General features: G+C 72.4%; 13 protein-coding genes. 1 reads left to right on the top strand and 12 read right to left on the bottom strand.

Annotation, left to right across the window (positions count from 1 at the left end; genetic code table 11):
- Positions 1-3: 3 nt before the first annotated feature.
- From KME79_RS01210 to KME79_RS01165, 10 genes are read right to left on the bottom strand one after another with little or no spacing between them, the layout of a single operon-like run.
- On the bottom strand, positions 4-741 hold the full coding sequence (locus KME79_RS01210) for an enoyl-CoA hydratase-related protein (RefSeq protein ID WP_219542927.1): 738 nt from the start codon (positions 739-741) through the stop codon (positions 4-6).
- Entirely contained in the window at positions 738-2,822 is a 2,085-nt protein-coding gene (locus tag KME79_RS01205; RefSeq protein ID WP_219542926.1) for an acetate--CoA ligase family protein, read from the bottom strand. The genes KME79_RS01210 and KME79_RS01205 overlap by 4 nt, the downstream gene beginning before the upstream one ends.
- Complete coding sequence (locus KME79_RS01200; RefSeq protein WP_219542925.1) at positions 2,819-4,357, bottom strand: ABC transporter substrate-binding protein; 1,539 nt, start codon at positions 4,355-4,357, stop codon at positions 2,819-2,821. Before KME79_RS01200 ends, KME79_RS01205 begins: the two co-directional genes overlap by 4 nt.
- 12 nt (positions 4,358-4,369) lie before the next feature.
- A complete protein-coding gene (locus KME79_RS01195) occupies positions 4,370-5,230 on the bottom strand; it encodes an ATP-binding cassette domain-containing protein (protein WP_219542924.1) in 861 nt (286 codons plus the stop codon).
- Complete coding sequence (locus tag KME79_RS44440; RefSeq protein ID WP_246639054.1) at positions 5,227-7,140, bottom strand: dipeptide/oligopeptide/nickel ABC transporter permease/ATP-binding protein; 1,914 nt, start codon at positions 7,138-7,140, stop codon at positions 5,227-5,229. Before KME79_RS44440 ends, KME79_RS01195 begins: the two co-directional genes overlap by 4 nt.
- Positions 7,137-8,081 (bottom strand): ABC transporter permease, encoded by a 945-nt coding sequence (locus KME79_RS01185; RefSeq protein WP_219542923.1) that lies wholly within the window; start codon positions 8,079-8,081, stop codon positions 7,137-7,139. Before KME79_RS01185 ends, KME79_RS44440 begins: the two co-directional genes overlap by 4 nt.
- A 19-nt stretch (positions 8,082-8,100) precedes the next feature.
- Positions 8,101-9,321, bottom strand: coding sequence for an acetyl-CoA C-acetyltransferase (locus KME79_RS01180; protein ID WP_219542922.1), 1,221 nt, complete (start codon positions 9,319-9,321; stop codon positions 8,101-8,103).
- A complete protein-coding gene (locus KME79_RS01175) occupies positions 9,318-10,463 on the bottom strand; it encodes an acyl-CoA dehydrogenase family protein (protein WP_148035400.1) in 1,146 nt (381 codons plus the stop codon). The genes KME79_RS01180 and KME79_RS01175 overlap by 4 nt, the downstream gene beginning before the upstream one ends.
- Before the next feature lie 21 nt (positions 10,464-10,484).
- Positions 10,485-11,204, bottom strand: a complete 720-nt coding sequence (locus KME79_RS01170; protein ID WP_219542921.1) for an ABC transporter ATP-binding protein — start codon at positions 11,202-11,204, stop codon at positions 10,485-10,487.
- The gene (locus KME79_RS01165; protein WP_219542920.1) at positions 11,201-13,009 is read right to left on the bottom strand and encodes a branched-chain amino acid ABC transporter ATP-binding protein/permease; all 1,809 of its coding nucleotides are present in this window, start codon (positions 13,007-13,009) and stop codon (positions 11,201-11,203) included. The genes KME79_RS01170 and KME79_RS01165 overlap by 4 nt, the downstream gene beginning before the upstream one ends.
- 96 nt (positions 13,010-13,105) lie before the next feature.
- Here KME79_RS01165 and KME79_RS01160 point away from each other — a divergent pair, with 96 nt between their 5' ends.
- A complete protein-coding gene (locus KME79_RS01160) occupies positions 13,106-14,320 on the top strand; it encodes an RNA-guided endonuclease InsQ/TnpB family protein (protein WP_219542919.1) in 1,215 nt (404 codons plus the stop codon).
- A gap of 37 nt (positions 14,321-14,357) precedes the next feature.
- Here KME79_RS01160 and KME79_RS01155 read toward each other — a convergent pair whose 3' ends face one another.
- Both KME79_RS01155 and KME79_RS01150 read right to left on the bottom strand, forming a co-directional pair.
- The gene (locus KME79_RS01155) at positions 14,358-15,215 is read right to left on the bottom strand and encodes a branched-chain amino acid ABC transporter permease (RefSeq protein WP_148035403.1); all 858 of its coding nucleotides are present in this window, start codon (positions 15,213-15,215) and stop codon (positions 14,358-14,360) included.
- On the bottom strand, positions 15,212-16,420 hold the full coding sequence (locus tag KME79_RS01150) for an ABC transporter substrate-binding protein (protein ID WP_219542918.1): 1,209 nt from the start codon (positions 16,418-16,420) through the stop codon (positions 15,212-15,214). The genes KME79_RS01155 and KME79_RS01150 overlap by 4 nt, the downstream gene beginning before the upstream one ends.
- Between the last annotated feature and the right edge of the window lie 14 nt (positions 16,421-16,434).

Here is a 16,434-nt window from a genome sequence, read left to right as displayed (position 1 = left end):
GGCTCAGCCGCCGGGCAGGGAGTCCCGGTAGGCGTCGCGGGCCACGCTGCGCGCGGTGCGCCCGGCCGCGTCCCAGTAGGCGTCCTCCCAGCCGCGTTCCAGGTCGGCGTGGATCTGCTCGCGCATCTGGGCGATCGAGTGCGGCGAGACGGCGGCCAGCTCACGGGCGTAACGCACCGCCTCGGGCAGCACCCTGTCCGCCGGGTGGAGGAACTCGGCCAGCCCGTACGCGTACGCCTCCTCGCTGGTGAAGACCCGGGCGGAGAACAGCAGGTCCTTGGCCCTGCCGACCCCCACGAGCCGGGGGAGCAGCCAGGACACGCCCAGCTCGGCGACGAGCCCGTACCGCGCGAACGCGGTCGTCCACTTGGCCCCGGCTGCGGCGAAGCGGACGTCGGCCATCAGCGCGTAGGCCAGCCCCGCCCCGCCGACCGCGCCGTTGACCGCGGCGACCAGCGGCTTGGTGAGGCGCATCGCCACGTCCCTGCGCCGCTCGCGGTGCGTATCCATGACGCTCGCGGCCTCGACGGTGCGCATCCGCTCGAAGTCGGCGCCGCCGCAGAACCCCCGGCCCGCGCCGGTGAGCACCACGGCCCGCACGTCCTCGTCCCGGTCGGCCCGCTCCAGCAGGTCCAGCAGCCGGTTCGTCATGGGCGGGACGAGCGCGTTGAGCCGGTCGGGCCGGTTCAGTGTGAGGACGGCGACCCGGTCCTCGACGTCGTACAGGACCAGCTCTGTCACGTGGCCTCCACGGAGACGATCAGCGCGTCGACGGCGACCACCCGGTCCCCGGTCACGATGAGCGGGTTGACGTCGATCTCGCTGATCGCCGTCTCGGCGGCGGCGAGGCGACCGAAGCGCTCGACCACCGCGGCCAGTTCCTCGGCGGCGGCCGGGGTGAGGCCGCGCGGGTGGCGGACCAGCCGCCCGCCCCAAAGGCCGCCCACCAGGTCCCTGGCCCGCGCCAGGGTGACCGGGGGCAGCGCGTCGTGGCGCTCGGCGAGAATCTCGGCCAGGGTGCCGCCGGCGCCCACCGTGATGACGGGGCCGAACAGCGGGTCCTTGGCCATGCCGCAGAGGATCTCGATTCCGGCGGGCACCATCTCCTGCACCAGCACCTCGACCCGTTCGCCGGGGAGCAGGCCGCGTGCCAGCTCCGCCAGCTCGCGGAAGGCGGCGCGCACGGCGGCCTCGTCCGGCAGGCCGAGGCGGACGGCGCCGGCGTCGGACTTGTGCGCGAGAGCGGACGAGGACAGCTTGAGCGCGACCGGGAAGCCGATGCGGCCCGCCAGGGCCGCGGCCTCGTCCGCCGAGGCCGCGACGCCCTCTTCGGTTACCGGGATGCCGTACGCGCCCAGCACCTGCTTGGCCGCGCTCTCGGTGAGCGTCCCCGCCCCGGCCGGCACGAGCCGTGCGCCCGCCGCGGCCCCCGGCCCGTCCGCCCGTGCCAGGGCCGACTCGCGGAGGGCGGCGTAGCGGGTGAGGACGGCCGCGGCGGCGGCCATCGCCTCCGCGTCCAGGAAACCGGGCGCGCCCGCGCGGGTCATCGTCAGCGCCACGTCGGCCTGCGGCGTCCAGGTGAGGAACGGCTTGTCCGAGGCCCGGCACGCCTCGACGATCGCCGACAGCACCTCCGGCGGGTGGGTGCGGTTGACGCCCGTCATGCAGACGATGTCGTACTCGTCCGCCGCGCTCACCCGGGCCAGCAGCGGCGGCACCGATCCCGGGTCGTTGAGCGCCTGGCCGGTGAAGTCGATCGGGTTGCCGGCCGAGCCGAAGCTGGGGATCAGCGACTCCACCTCGGCCCGCAGCTCCGGGCTCGGCGGCGGCAGCTCCAGCCCGGCGGCTTCCAGGTGATCGGCCATGAGGATGCCCGCGCCGCCGCTCCCGGTGAGCACACAGGTGCGCCGACCGGCCGGGAGCCGGCCGGACGCGAGGGCCTTGACCAGGGCGAGCAGTTCGCGCAGCGTGGGCACCACCATGATCCCCGCGGACTCGGCGGCGGCCCGGAACGCGCGCGCCCCGACCATCATCGAACCGGTGTGGCTGAGCGCGGCCCGCCCGCCGGTGGCCGAGACGCCCGCCTTCAGGAACACCACCGGCTTGCCCAGCTCGGCCGCCCGTCGTCCGGCGGCGAGCAGCAACTCCGGCTCGCGCACCCCCTCGGCGAACAGCGCCAGCGCCGCCACCTGGTCCCGTTCCACCAGGTGGCCGGCCACCTCGCCGAGGGTGACATCGGCCTCGTTGCCGGTCAGCACCATGTGGGACAGGCCCAGGCCCTCGGTCTGGGCGCCTTCGAAGACGCGGATGCCGAACGCGCCGCTCTGGCTCACCACGGCCACGCCGCCGGTGGCGATAGGGAAGCCGCGCAGGCTGGCGAACGTGGCGTACAGGCCGTTGGTCAGGTTGATGCTGCCCATCGAGTTCGGGCCGAGGATCCGCATCCCGCTGTCGCGGCCGACGGCGGCCAGCTCGTCCTGCAGCTTCCGCCCGGCCTCGGTGCCGATCTCAGCGAAGCCGGACGAGATGACGACGGCCGCGCGGACGCCCCGCTCGGCGCACTGCCGGGCGGCCTCCGGCACCAGGTGGCTCGCCACCGCGATGACGGCCAGGTCGACGTCCTCCTCGACGTCGCCGACGCGGGCGCGGGCGGGCAGGCCCTGGACGGTGTCGCGACGCGGGTTCACGGGGAAGACCGCGCCGCCGAACTTGGTCCGCAGGTGTTCGAGCACCCGCCCGCCGATGCGGCTCGCCGATTCGGAGGCTCCCAGGACCGCGACGGAGCGCGGGTCCAGCAGCGCCTCCAGCCCGCCGCCCGTCATGCCGCCACCGAGAGGCCGTGCGGGCGCGGGGTGGACTCGCCGGGACGCAGCACGACGTCGCCGGTGACCTTCGCCGACACGGCCGCCCGCTGCGAGGTCCACATCATCGGGAACATGAAGCCGCGGTCGAGGACCTCCTTCTGGATCTCGTCCCAGATGCGCTTGCTCTCGGCCTCGTCCCCCGCGGCGTCGGCCTTGGCGGCCAGCTCGTCCAGGTCCGCCATGTCCTCGGCGCCGAAGGCGGCGTTGTACGGCCCGGCCTTGGAGATGTAGGCGCTGTACCAGCTCGCCGGGACGACGTGCCGGGAGGTGACGGTGATGACCGGGAACTTGCCCTCGCGGTTGCCCTTGGCCAGCGAGTTCGGCGGGACGGTGACCAGCTTCATCTCGATGCCGCCCGCGGCGAGCATCTGGGCCAGGGCGCTGAGGCGCTGCTTGACCAGGTCGACGGTGGCGATCTCGAACGAGAAGCCGTCGGGGTGGCCGGCCTCGGCCAGCAGTCGCTTGGCCTGCGCCACGTCGGGGGTCTTGTACACGCCGTCGAGGGCGGTGTTGTGCCATGTCGAGGCGGGCGGCATGAACCCGCCGACCTCCGGGTTGCCGCCGCCGGAGTAGGCGGCCGCGTTCATCGCCTGGCGGTCGATGAGCAGGCCGATGGCCCGGCGGACGCGCTCGTCCTTGAGCGCCGGGACCATCTTGCCGACCCGGTCCGTGACGATGATCGCGTTGCACTCGATGGGCGTCTCCAGGATCGCGGCGCCGCCGCCCTTGGCGGTCTGGATCTGGCCCGGCTGCAGGTGTCCCAGCACGTCGAGCTGGCCGCCCTGGTAGGCGTTGAAGCGGGCGCTGTCGTCGGCGATGATGCTGTATTCCAGCCGGTCCACCTTGACCAGGTCCTTGGCCCAGTAGTCCCGGTTCGCGGCGTAGGCGATGCGCGCCTTGGGGTCGTACGTCGACGCCTCGAAGATCCAGCCGCCGCTGCCCGCGACCGTGCGGGTGAGGTCGGTCTTCTCCTTGATGGCCTTGGGGCTGACCATGGCGCCGCTGATGGAGGCCATCTCCGTCGGGAACGACGGGTACGGGCGGCCGAAGACGACGTCCACGGTGTGCGGGTCGACGACCTTGACCTCGTCCATCGCCGAGTAGAGCGCGATGTACGGCGAGGACTCCAGGGTCTTGCCGCGCTCGAAGTTCAGCTTGACCGTCTCGGCGTCGAAGGCGGACCCGTCATGGAAGGTCACGTCGTCGCGCAGCTTCAGCCGCCAGGTCCTGTCGTCGGGCCGGCTCCACTCCGTCGCCAGCCACGGCTCGACCTCGAACTTCTCGTTCATCACGGTCAGCGTGTCGTAGGCGGGGTAGAGCATCGCCGCCACCGTCTGGATCGTCAGGTAGGGGTCCAGCGACTCGGTGCCGCCGAAGACGCCGAACCTCAGCACGGAGCCGTCCTTCCGCTCCGAGCCGGCCGGCCCGCCGCATCCGGCGGCGAGGACGGCGAGTGCCAGCAGGAAAGTCAGTAAGCGAGATCGTGCACGCATGGGGGATGCCCTTCATCGGTCGGGTGCGGTGCGGAAGGAGGCCGCCAGCTCGCGCCGCCGCGCCCGCCTGGCCTCACGGCCGTCGAGGTCGGCATCCAGCACGGAGGCAAGCAGGAGCTGGGCGTACGGGTGTGCGGGGGCGTCGCAGACCTGGTCCGCGTCGCCGATCTCCACCAGCCGGCCCCGGTGCATCACGGCGATCCGGTCGCTGATGTGGCGGACCACGGCCAGGTCGTGGGCGATGAACAGGTAGGCGACGCCGGTGCGCTCCTGCACGTCCTCCAGCAGGTTGACGACCTGGCTCTGGATGGACACGTCGAGGGCGCTGACGGGCTCGTCGAGGATGATCAGCTCGGGTTCGAGTGCCAGGGCGCGGGCGATGGCGATGCGCTGCTGCTGCCCGCCGGAGAAATGGTAGGGGTAGCGGCCCAGGTGGCGGGCGCTCAGCCCGACCAGCTCCAGCAGCTCGACGACCCGTTCCTCGCGTTCGCGGCAGGTCAGGCCGGTGTGCAGGCCCAGCGGCTCCCCCACCAGGTCGGCCACGACCATCGTCGGGTTCAGCGACCCGTACGGGTCCTGGAAGACCGCCTGGACCCGCCGCCGGTAGGCCGTCGGCACCACGCGGCCGAACCGGGTGACGTCGGCGTCGCCGCACGTCACGGTGCCGGAGTCAGCCCGCTGGAGGCCGAGCACGGTGCGGCCCACGGTGGTCTTGCCCGACCCGGACTCGCCGACCAGGCCGAGCGTCTCGCCGGGGGCGACGGTGAAGGACACGCCGTCGACCGCCGGGTGGAAGGTCCGCCGGTGCCACGGCCGGCGCCGGGGCAGCGGGAAGCGGACCACCAGGTCACGGACTTCGAGCAGGGGTCTCATCGGGCCGTCCACGCCTCCGTGCCGTCGAAGGTGAGCTGCTCGGCGACGCGCAGGCAGCGGGCCGCGCCGTCGCCGAGCGCGGTGAGCTCTACCGGGGCCTCCCGGCAGCGGTCGATGACGAACGGGCAGCGGGCGGCGAACCGGCAGCCGGGTCCCGCCTCGCCGGGGTGCGGCACGGTGCCGGGGATGGCGGGCAGCCGGCCGGCGCGGGGCCGGTTGCGCGGCATGGACGCGAGCAGCCCGGCCGTGTACGGGTGCCGGGGCCGCTCGAACACCCGCCTGACGCTGCCGGTCTCGACCAGCTCGCCCGCGTACATGACCATGAGGTCGTCGGCCAGGTCGGCGACGACTCCCTGGTCGTGCGTGATGACCAGCACCGACATGCCGATCTCCGCCTGCAGGTCGCGCAGCAGGTCCAGCACCTCGCCCTGCACGGTGACGTCCAGCGCGGTGGTGGGCTCGTCGGCGATGAGCAGCTTGGGCGTCATCGACAGCGCCATCGCGATCATCACCCGCTGCGCCATCCCGCCGGAGAACTGGTGCGGGTAGTGGCCGAGCCGCTCGGCCGCGCGGTGGATCCGCACCAGGTCGAGCAGCTCGACGGCGCGGGCCCTGGCCTCGCGCGCGGACATGCCGCCGAGCACCCGCAGCGGCTCGGTGAGCTGGGTGCCGATGGTGAAGGCGGGGTTGAGCGCCTTGAGCGGGTCCTGGAAGACGACGCCGACCTCGCGTCCGCGGATCCGGCGCAGCTCGCGCCCAGACGCGCCGGCCAGCTCCCGGCCGTCGAACGTGATCGTCGCCGCGGTCACCCTGCCGGGGTCGGGGACCAGGCCGAGCAGGGCCATAGCGGTGACGCTCTTGCCGCTGCCGGACTCGCCGACCAGCCCGAGCATCCGCCGCCTGCCGAGGTCGAACGACACGCCGGACACGACGTCGGCCCGTTCGCCCGGTCCCGTGGGGAAGGAGACGCTCAGGTCGCGCACCCGCAGCAGCGGCTCCTCGCCCGCGGGCTCCGGCCCGCCGGCGCGTTCCGTCACCTGCGTGACGCGGCGGGCCGGGGCGGCGTGCAGCACGCTGCCGGTCGCCTCGCGCGCGAACAGGTCGCGGACCCCGTCGCCGAACAGGTTGAACGCGAGCACCGTCAGCATGATCGCGAATCCGGCGGGCAGCGCGAGGAAGGGGTGGTCGTACGCGGACGCCTGCGCGTCGGCGAGCATGTTGCCCCAGCTCGCGTCCGGCGGCTGGGTGCCCAGCCCGAGGTACGACAGCGTCGCCTCGACGATGATGCCGGTGGCGAACATCGCGGTGATCTGCACGATCAGGGACGGCGCGACGTTGGGCAGCACGTGCCGCCACAGCAGCCTGCCGGTGCGGTTGCCGACCACGAGCGCGCCGGTCACGTACAGCTCCTCGCGGGCGGCGAGGACCTCCCCCCGCACCAGCCGCAGCACCATGACGGCGTAGATGACGCCGACGGCCGCCATCGACTTGATCAGGCCAGGGCCCAGGATCGCGATGAGCGTGATGGCGACCAGCAGGAACGGCATGGCGTTGACGGCCTCGGCGACCCGCATCGCGATCCGGTCGGGCCAGCCGCCGAGGTAGCCGAGGACCAGTCCGAGCGGCAGCCCGATCAGCACCGCGATGACGACGGCGACGAGGGCGGCCAGCAGGGCGGCCCGCGCCCCGTACATGAGCCGGCTGAGCACGTCGCGGCCGAGCGAGTCGGTGCCCAGCCAGTGCCCGGCGGACGGCAGCTCCGAGGGCCGCAGCAGGTCGCCGGTGTCAGGCGGGTACGGGGCGAGCAGCGGCGCGAGGAGGGCCGTGAGCACGACCGCGGCCAGGAACAGGCCCGCCACCGGGGTGGCCTTCTGCGCCAGCAGCCTGCGCAGGCGGGTCCCGGCGGTCATGACGGCCGCACCTTCGGGTTGAGCCACGCGTACGAGAGGTCCAGCACGAGCTGGATCACGATCATGACGGCCGCGGCGATGACGATGACGCCCTGGATGACGTCGGGGTCGCGGCGCAGCACCGCGTCGATGGTGACCGAGCCGAAGCCGCGCATCGAGAACATCCGCTCGACCACGATGGACCCGCCGAACAGGCTCGCCACCTCGAAGGCGATGACGGTCACGATCGGCACAGCCGCGTTGCGCAGCCCGAACTTGCCGACCACCCGCCACCTGGGGAGCCCCTGGGCCAGGGCGGTGCGGATGTACTCCTGCTGAAGGACCCCGATGATCGCCGAGCGGGTCTGCCGGGCCAGCACCGCCCCGGCCGCGGTGCCGAGCGCGATGGACGGCAGCGTGATGCTGTGCAGCCACGGCCCGACGCCTTCGGAGATCGGCACGTACCCGACAGCCGGGAAAATCCTGAAATGTACGGCGAAGGCGAGGATGAGGAGGAGCGCCAGCCAGAAGTTCGGCACCGCCTGGCCGACCGTCACCAGACCGGTCGTCACCCGGTCGCCCAGCCGCCCGGCGCGCAACCCCGCCCAGATGCCCGCCGGCAGGCCGAGCAGGACCGACAGCACCAGGCCGCCGAGGGTGAGGCTCAGCGTGACCGGCAGCGCCCTGATCAGCGTGGCCGAGACCGGCTCGCCGGTGAACACGGAACTGCCCAGGTCGCCCCGGACCGCCCCGGCAGCCCACTCCTGGAACTGGGCGAGCACGGGACGGTCCAGGCCCATCTCCTGGCGCACCCGGTCGACCTGCTCCTGGGTGGGGTCGGGGCCGAGCACGAACTCGGCGGGGTCGATCGGCGACAGCGCGCCGAGGAAGAAGGTGGCCGTGGAGACCATGACGATCATCGGCACGGCCACGCACAATCTGGTGATCACCAGCCGCCACATGGACGCTCCTCCGCCCCGTTCAGGTGATCCGCTCGAAGACGGCGGCGATGCCCTGGCCGCCGCCGATGCAGAGGGTGGCGAGGCCATAGCGTTGCTCGCGGCGGTGCAGTTCGCGGGCGAGGGCGCCGACCATGCGGGTGCCGGTGGCGCCGACCGGGTGGCCGAGGGAGATGCCGGAGCCGCGCGGGTTCGTACGCTCCAGGTCCTTCTCGCCGAACCGCCACTCGCGCATGACCGCGAGGGCCTGGGCCGCGAACGCCTCGTTGAGCTCGATGAGGTCCATGTCGGCCAGCCGCAGCCCGGCCCGGTCCAGCGCGACGCGGGTGGCCGGGACCGGCCCGACGCCCATCCGGTGCGGCTCGACCGCGCCGACCCCCGACGACACCAGCCGCACCAGCGGGCGCAGGCCGAGCGCCGCGGCCCGGTCGAGGGTGGTGACGACGCAGAGCGCGGCGGCGTCGTTCTGGCCGCTGGCGTTGCCCGCGGTGACCGTCGACTCGGGGTCGGCGGCGGCGCGGATGGGGCGCAGCCGGGCCAGCGACTCCAGGGTGGTGTCGGCGCGCGGGTGCTCGTCGCGGTCCACGGTCGTCTCGCCGCCCTTGACGGGGACCGTGACCGGGATGATCTCCTCGGCGCTCCTGCCGTCGCGCTGCGCCTCGACGGCCCGCCGGTGCGACAGCAGCGCGAGCTCGTCCTGCTCCTCGCGGGGGATCGCGTACTCGCGGCGCAGGTTCTCCGCCGTCTCCAGCATCCCGCCGGGCACCGGGTGGTGGCGGCCGCCCGCGGTGACCCGGCCGCGTTCCAGGCTGTCGTGCAGCTGGACCCCGCCCTGCCGGGCGCCCCACCGGAGGTCGAAGGAGAAGTGGGCGGCGTTGCTCATGCTCTCGACGCCGCCGGCGACGACCACGTCGGCGTTTCCGGTCATGACCTCCCTGGCCGCGTACAGGATCGCCTGCAAACCGGAGCCGCAGCGCCGGTCGACGGTGAGCCCCGGCACGGTGACGGGCAGCCCCGCGTCCAGCGCGACGACGCGGCCGATGGCCGGGGCCTCGCTCGTCGGGTAGCAGTGGCCGAGCACGACGTCGTCGATCGCCTCGGGCTGGAGCCCGGTGCGGGCGAGCAGCCCGCGCAGCGCCTGGGCGCCCAAATCGGGAGCGGGGAGCGCCTTGAGCGAGCCGCCGTAGCGGCCGATCGGGGTCCGCACCGGCTCGCAGATCACGGCGTCACGGGAGCCGGTCATCGGGTGGCCACCTCACGCATCAGATTCCTGGCGATGATCAACTTCTGCACCTCGCTGGTCCCTTCGTAGATGCGGTAGAGCCGGGCGTCGCGGTAGAGGCGCTCGACCGGCACTCCGTGCATGTAGCCGCTGCCGCCGTGGATCTGCACCGCGCGGTCGGCGACCCGGCCGGCCATCTCGCTGCAGAACAGCTTCGCGCTGGACGGCCCGATCCGCCGGTCGGTGCCGTCGTCGTAGGCGCGGGCGGCGGAGAGCACGAGCGCGCGGCCGGCCATCAGTTCGGTCTGCGAGTCCGCGATCATCGCCTGCACCTGCTGGAAGGTGCCGATCACGGTGCCGCCCTGCTTCGCCGACGCGGCGTACCGCACGCTCTCGTCGACCAGCCGCTGCGCCAGGCCGACGCAGCAGGCCGCGATGTGCAACCGGCCCTTGGCCAGCGAGCGCATGGCGGCGGCGAACCCTTCGTTCTCCACCTCGCCGATCAGCCGCGAGGCGGGCACCCGGACACCGTCGAAGTGGATCTCGCTCGTGTGGGAGCCGCGCTGCCCCATCTTCTTGTCCCTGGGGCCCACGGTCACGCCCGGCGTGCGCGTGTCCACGGCGAAGACCGAGATGCCCTTCGGGCCGGCCTCCCCGGTACGGGCGAACACCATGAGGACGTCCGACCGGTCGGCGTTGGTGATGAAGCGCTTGTGGCCGTCGATGACGTAGTCGTCGCCGTCGCGCACGGCGCGGGTGCGCAGGCCGCTCGGGTCGGACCCGGCCTCCGGCTCCGTCAGCGCGAACGAGGCCACGCACTCCCCCGCCGCCATCCGCGGCAGGAACTCCGCCTTCTGCCGCTCGGTGCCGAAGTTGACCAGCACCTGCCCGGCGATGCCGTTGTTGGTGCCGAACATCGAGCGGAACGACGGGGTGGTGTAACCCAGCTCCATGGCCAGGCGGGCGTCCTGCTCGGCGTCGCAGCCGAGCCCGCCGTACTCCTCGGGGACGGTGTAGCCGAACAGGCCCATCCCGGCGGCGGCGCCGCGGATCCGCTCAGGGATCTCGTCGGTCTCCTCGATCACGTCCTCCGCGGGCACCACGACCTCGCGTACGAACTCCCGTACGGTGCTCAGAACGGCGGCGAAGTCCCCGCTGTCCATGTGTCGTCTTCCTTTCTCACGTCACCTGCCCATGCAGGCGTCCTTGATCCGCTCCAGGTCGTCGATCTCGGCCACCGGGGAGCTGACCACGACCTTGCCGACGTCGATCACCGTCACGTGGTCGGCGACCTCGACCGCGGCCTCGACCGCCTGCTCCACCAGCACGATCGCCAGCCCCGACGCCTTCAACTCCGACACCCTGGCCATCACCTCGGCCACCACCGACGGCGCCAGGCCGCCGGACGGCTCGTCGAGCATGAGCAGGCGCGGCCTGGCCATCAGGGCCTGCCCGATCGCCACCATCTGCTGCTGGCCGCCGGACAGCGCGCCCGCCGGGGAGTCGCGCTTCTCGCGCAGGATCGGGAACAGCTCGTGGATCCGGTCCAGCTCGCCTTCCAGCGCCCTGCGGCGCAGGCCGAGGCTGTAGCCGCCGAGGAGCAGGTTCTCCTGTACGGACTGCTCCCGGAAGACCCGCTTGCCCTCCTGGACGTAGCTGATCCCGAGCTTGACCCGGGCGTGCGCCGGAACGGAGGCCAGCGGGCGGCCGTCGTAGACCAGCTCGCCGCCGAGCACCGGGTTGAGCCCGGCGACGGCGCGCAGCGTGGTGGTCTTGCCCGAGCCGTTGCGGCCGAGCAGCGCGGTGACCTGGCCGGGCCTGGCCTCGAACGAGACGTCCCAGACCGCGCGCAGGTCGCCGTAGCCGGTGGCGAGGTTGGCTACGGTCAGCAGGGCGTCGCTCATGCGTGTCCCTCCTTGCCGGTGGTGACCGAGTCGTCGGTCACGCCGAGGTACTCGTCGCGCACCCGCGGGTCGGCCTCGATCTCGGCCGGGGTGCCGGAGGCGAGCACGGAGCCGCGGGCCAGCACCACGATCTCGTCGGCCAGCGACAGCACCAGGCCGAAGTTGTGCTCGACCAGGATGACCGTGCAGCCCGCGTCGCGGATCCGGCGGATGAGCGCGGCCAGGGTCTCCACCTCGGCCTCGTCCAGCCCGGAGGCCACCTCGTCGAGCAGCAGCACCTTGGGCTCGGCGACCAGCGCCCGCGCGACCTCCAGCAGCCTGCGCATGCCGAGCGGCAGCGTGGCCGCCTCGGTGTCGGCCAGGTGGTCCAGCCCGACGAGCGCGAGGGCCTGGCCGGCCCGCTCACGGTCGCGCCGCTGGACCCGGCGGAAGCGGCGGGTGCGCAGGATCGCGCCGCCGAACGAGGCGGGCTCGGCGGTGTAGCGGCCGGAGGCCACGACGTCCCTGACGGTGATGCCGGGCGGGATCAGCGGGGTCTGGAACGTCCGCGCCACGCCCAGCCTGGCGATGGCGTGCGTCGCCGCCGTGCCGATCTCCTTGCCGTCCAGCGTGATCGTGCCCGCGTCCCTGCGGTAGTAGCCGCAGACGAGGTTGAGCAGCGTGGTCTTGCCGGAGCCGTTAGGGCCGATCAGGGCCGTGACCCGGCCGGGTTCGGCACGCAGCGCCGCGTTCGTGAGCGCCTGGTTGCCGCCGAAGGCCTTGGCCACGCCGGTGACCTCCATCGTGCCGCCGGTGATGGGCGCGATCTCCGTCTCCGTGCCGCTCTTCGCACCGGGCAGCACGCCGGCGGCCCGGTCGAGGCGGGCGGCCAGCTTGCGTGCCGCGCCGGCCACGCCGCCGCTCATCAGCACGCCGCCGATCAGGAGGAACAGGCCGAAGAAGACCAGCGAGTACTCCTGGAAGCTGCTCGACTGGGAGTTGCCGTACTCCACGACTCCCGCGCCGAGCAGCGCCCCGTACACGCTGACCGAGCCGCCCAGGATGGAGGCGGCCAGCGCGCCGGTCGCGACGTGGAAGCTGAAGGCGTCCAGCGAGACGAACAGGTCCAGGTTGGCGAAGAGCGCGCCCGCGAGCCCGGCCGGGACGGCGCCGATCGCGTACCCGGCCAGCTTGGTGCGGAAGACGGACATGCCGACCGACGACGCCAGCACCGGGCTCTGCTTGAGCACCTGGAAGGCGATCCCGTGCCGGGAGGCCACGATGTTGCGGAACGCCGCGAACCACAGGATCGTGACCGCGACCACGCAGAAGTAGAACTGCTCGGGCCCGAGCTGGTAGCCGAACAGCGTCGCGGGCGGGATGCCGGAGAGGCCGTGCGCGCCGCCGGTGTGCTCCTCCAGGATCGTCACCACGTCGGGCACCAGCAGCACCAGGAAGAACGAGGTCATGGCCAGCGACCAGGAGCCCAGCCGGAGCCCGGGGATGCCGGTGAGGATGCCGACGACCAGCGCCGCCAGCCCCGCCACGAGCAGGTGGACCAGCAGGTCGGTGGTCCCGGCCTTGGAGATGATCGCCGCCGTGTAGGCGCCGGCCGCGTACATGGCCACCTGACCGATGGCGAGCTGGCCCGCGTACCCGAGCGACAGGTTCAGGCCGCTGACGATGAGCGCCATGATGAGCGTCAGCTCCACCTGCCGGGTGAGCCCGTAGTCCGCGCCCAGGAACGGCAGCGCCAGCAGCAGAGCGCCCAGCAGCGCCGGGTACACCCACGACGGCACCGCCCGGAGGGCTGCCCACGCCTTCATCTCGTCACCACGCACTCACAGCGTGGACGCCCCATCCCGCAGGGCGGGGAGGAAACGCGGAACGGTCGGACACTTCTGTCTCCCGGAATTCTGTCGGTGCTGATCGGTAGTTTGATCGGCGTGTCCCGCTACCGGCTCCAGCCTTCGCCCGCCCAGGAGCAGGCGCTGCTGGAGCACTGCGGGCACGCCCGGTATGTGTGGAATCTCGCGGTTGAGCAGCACGCCTGCTGGAAGCCGGGCCGTAAGTCCGCGCCAGGGTTCGCCGAGCAGCGCCGTCAGTTGACCGAGGCGCGGGCGGAGTCCGCGTGGTTGCGGGCGGGGTCGATCATCGTCCAGCAGCAGGCGCTCAAGGACTTCGCGCAGGCCATGAGCACCTTCTTCGGCGGCAGCCACCGTCGTCCGGCGTGGCGCAAGCAGGGGCGGGGTGAGGGGTTCCGGATCGTCGCCGCCAAGGCGGGTGACGTGCGCCGCCTGTCGCGGCACGTGGGCGAGGTGAGGGTCCCGAAGGTGGGCTGGGTGCGGTTCCGCTGGTCCCGCGCCGTCCCCGAGGGGGTGAGGTCGTACCGCGTCACCCGCGACCGAGCCGGGCGCTGGCATATCGCGTTCGCCGCGATCCCCGAACCCGTCCCCGCGCCGGGCCTGGGAGAGGTGGTCGGTGTCGACCGTGGCGTCGCGGTCTCGGCGGCCCTGTCCACCGGCGAGATGCTGCACGCCCCCGGGCTGCACGACACGGAGAAGGCGCGACTGCGGCGGCTGTTGCGCAAGCTCGCCAGGGCCACGCGCGGATCGAACCGGCGCGCCAAGGTCAAGGCCGCCATCGCCCGGCTGAAGGCACGCGAGAGCGACCGGCGCAAGGACTGGGTGGAGAAGATCAGTACTGACCTCGCCCAGCGGTTCGACGTGATCGCCGTCGAAGACCTGCAGATCCGCGCCATGACCCGGTCGGCACGTGGCACCGTCGAGGCGCCGGGCCGGAAGGTGCGTGCCAAGGCGGGGCTGAACCGGGGCATTCTCGCCGCCGGATGGGGCGGTCTCGTCCGACGCCTGGAGGACAAGGCGCCCGGGCGGGTGGTGAGGGTCAATCCCGTGTACACGAGTCAGCGGTGCTCGGCGTGCGGGATCGTGGACCGGATAGCGCGTGAGAGCCAAGCGCGTTACCGGTGCCGGTCCTGCGGATACGCCGGCAACGCCGATGTGAACGCGGCCAGGAACATCGCATACGCGGCAGGGCATGCCGTGTCCGCGCGGGAAGGGCCACGGGTTGCCGGGCCGGAGCACCGCGAACCTCAACCTGTCCTCCTCTCCGTGTGAGACGCGTTGGAATCCCCTGCCTTCGCAGGGGAGGATGTCAAACCACCCGTTCCTGGACCTTGCCGAACAGACCCGTGGGCCGGATCATCAGCACCAGCAGGAGGATCGCGAAGACGCTCAGGTTGCTGAACTCCGAGCCGAGGTAGCGGGCCGCGTGCTCCTCCACCAGCCCGACGGTGAAGCCGCCGGCCAGCCCGCCGTAGAAGCTGCCGAAGCCGCCGATCGCCAGCGCCACGAAGCCCTTCAGGGCCAGCGCCGAGCCGAGCGTCGCGACGGCGAACGTCTTGGGGCCGATGAAGAAGCCCATCAGCCCGGCGAGCAGCCCGGTGACGGCGAACGCGGCGAAGGCCAGCGTGCGCACGTTGACCCCGCGCAGCACGGCCGCCTCGGCGTCCTGCGACATGGCCACCACGGCGAGGCCGTTGAGCCGCCTGCGGGTGTAGAGGTGGATGCCCACCACGAGCAGCACGGCCATGGCGATCAGGCCGAGCTCGAAGGTGTACACCCGGCCGCCGGCGAGCGTGATCGCCTCCTTGGAGCCGATGAACGGCACCTCCAGCGGCTGGGTGCCCCAGATGAGCTGGGCCAGGCCCGTCAGGACCGTGCCGAACCCGAGCGTGGTGATCAGCTGGGTCTGGTGGTCCGCGACGGGCCGGACGGCGACGCGCTCCAGGACGGCGGCGATGAGCATGACCACGGCCATCGTCAGGAGGATGACGGCCGGCGCCGGGAGCCCGAACGTGACGTGGCCGGCGTAGGCGACGAAGGCGCCGATCATCATCAGCTGGGCCTGCGCGAAGTTAAACGACCGCGAGGCCACGTAGACGATGTTGTAACCGATGGCCACGAGCGCGTACACGGCTCCCAGCGACAGCCCCGCGTAGACGAGCGTCACTTGGACGCGCCCATCTGGCCGTTGACGATCGGGGCGGGGTCCACGAACGTGTGGGTGCCGCGCGCCAGCTTCGGCTCGTGCGACTCCGCCGAGTACGGGTAGCCCGCGTAGACCGCGGTGCCCGCGTTGCCGTTGACCTCCGGCTTCTCCAGCGACTTGGCGATGGCCGCGGCGTCGGTGCTGCCGGCGTCCTTGGCCCCGGCGGCGATGAGCAGGACGCCGTCGTAGCCGAGGACATTGACCATCGCGCCCTTGATGCCGCCGAGCTCCTTCATCTTCGCGACGGCCTTGTTCGTGGCCTCCGCCGCCGGGTCGTAGACCGTGGCCGCGTTCACCTCGATCTTGAGGTTCTTCACCTCGGCCGAGCCCAGCAGGCCCTCGGGGGGCTCCTGGGTGACCAGCGGGGTCGAGGCGACCGACGTCTCACCGAGCAGCGGGACGTCCCAGCCCAGCTTGGTGATGCCCTTGAGCACGTACCCGGTGGGGGCGCCGTAGGCGTTGAAGACGACCACGTCGGGGTCGGCGTCGCGGAGCGCGGAGATCTGGGCGGTCATGTCGAGCGCGGCGGAGTCGTACTCGACCTTGCCCACGACCTCGTAGCCGTTCTCCTTGAACACGGTCTCGGACAGTTCGCCGAAGTTCTTGGCGTACGGGGAGTTGCCGTGCAGGATGCCGATCTTCTTGTAGCCGTTGGACTCGAACACCGGCAGGTAGTCCTCGACCACCACGCGGGGGGAGGCGGCCAGGTTGAAGGCCAGCGGGTGCTGCTTCGGGTCGGCCGTGTCGTCGATGTTGGCCGAGTTCATGAACAGGATCTTGTTCTGGTTCAGGATCGGCGCCACCGCCGAGCTGACCTGGGTGCCGGCCGTCACGATGTAGGCGTCGGGCTTCTCCTTGGCGAGCTGCGCGCGCAGGCCGGACACCGCCTTGGTGGGGTTGGCGTTGTCCGGCGACTCGATGAGCTTGATCTGCCGCCCGTTGACGCCACCGGACTCGTTGACCGTCGCGACGCCGGCCTTGACCGAGTTCACGCCGGTGATGAGCTGGTCGGTGACGGGCCCGGCATCGCTGCCGGCGCTCACCATGATCACGTACGGGGCGTCGTCCGCGCCCGTTGTCCCGGCTTCCTCTGCGGCGGCGCCGCATGCCGGGAGCGCGAGCAGGGCGGCCGCCAGAACCGCCCACCTCGCCCGGTGGCCCTTCATTGAATCAATCCAAT

It is taken from the genome of Nonomuraea harbinensis, from assembly GCF_019396385.1.
GTDB classification, from domain to species: domain Bacteria; phylum Actinomycetota; class Actinomycetes; order Streptosporangiales; family Streptosporangiaceae; genus Nonomuraea; species Nonomuraea ferruginea.
The sequence above is the reverse complement of the archived record's forward strand: the minus strand, read 5'-3'. Positions and strand labels throughout refer to the sequence as shown.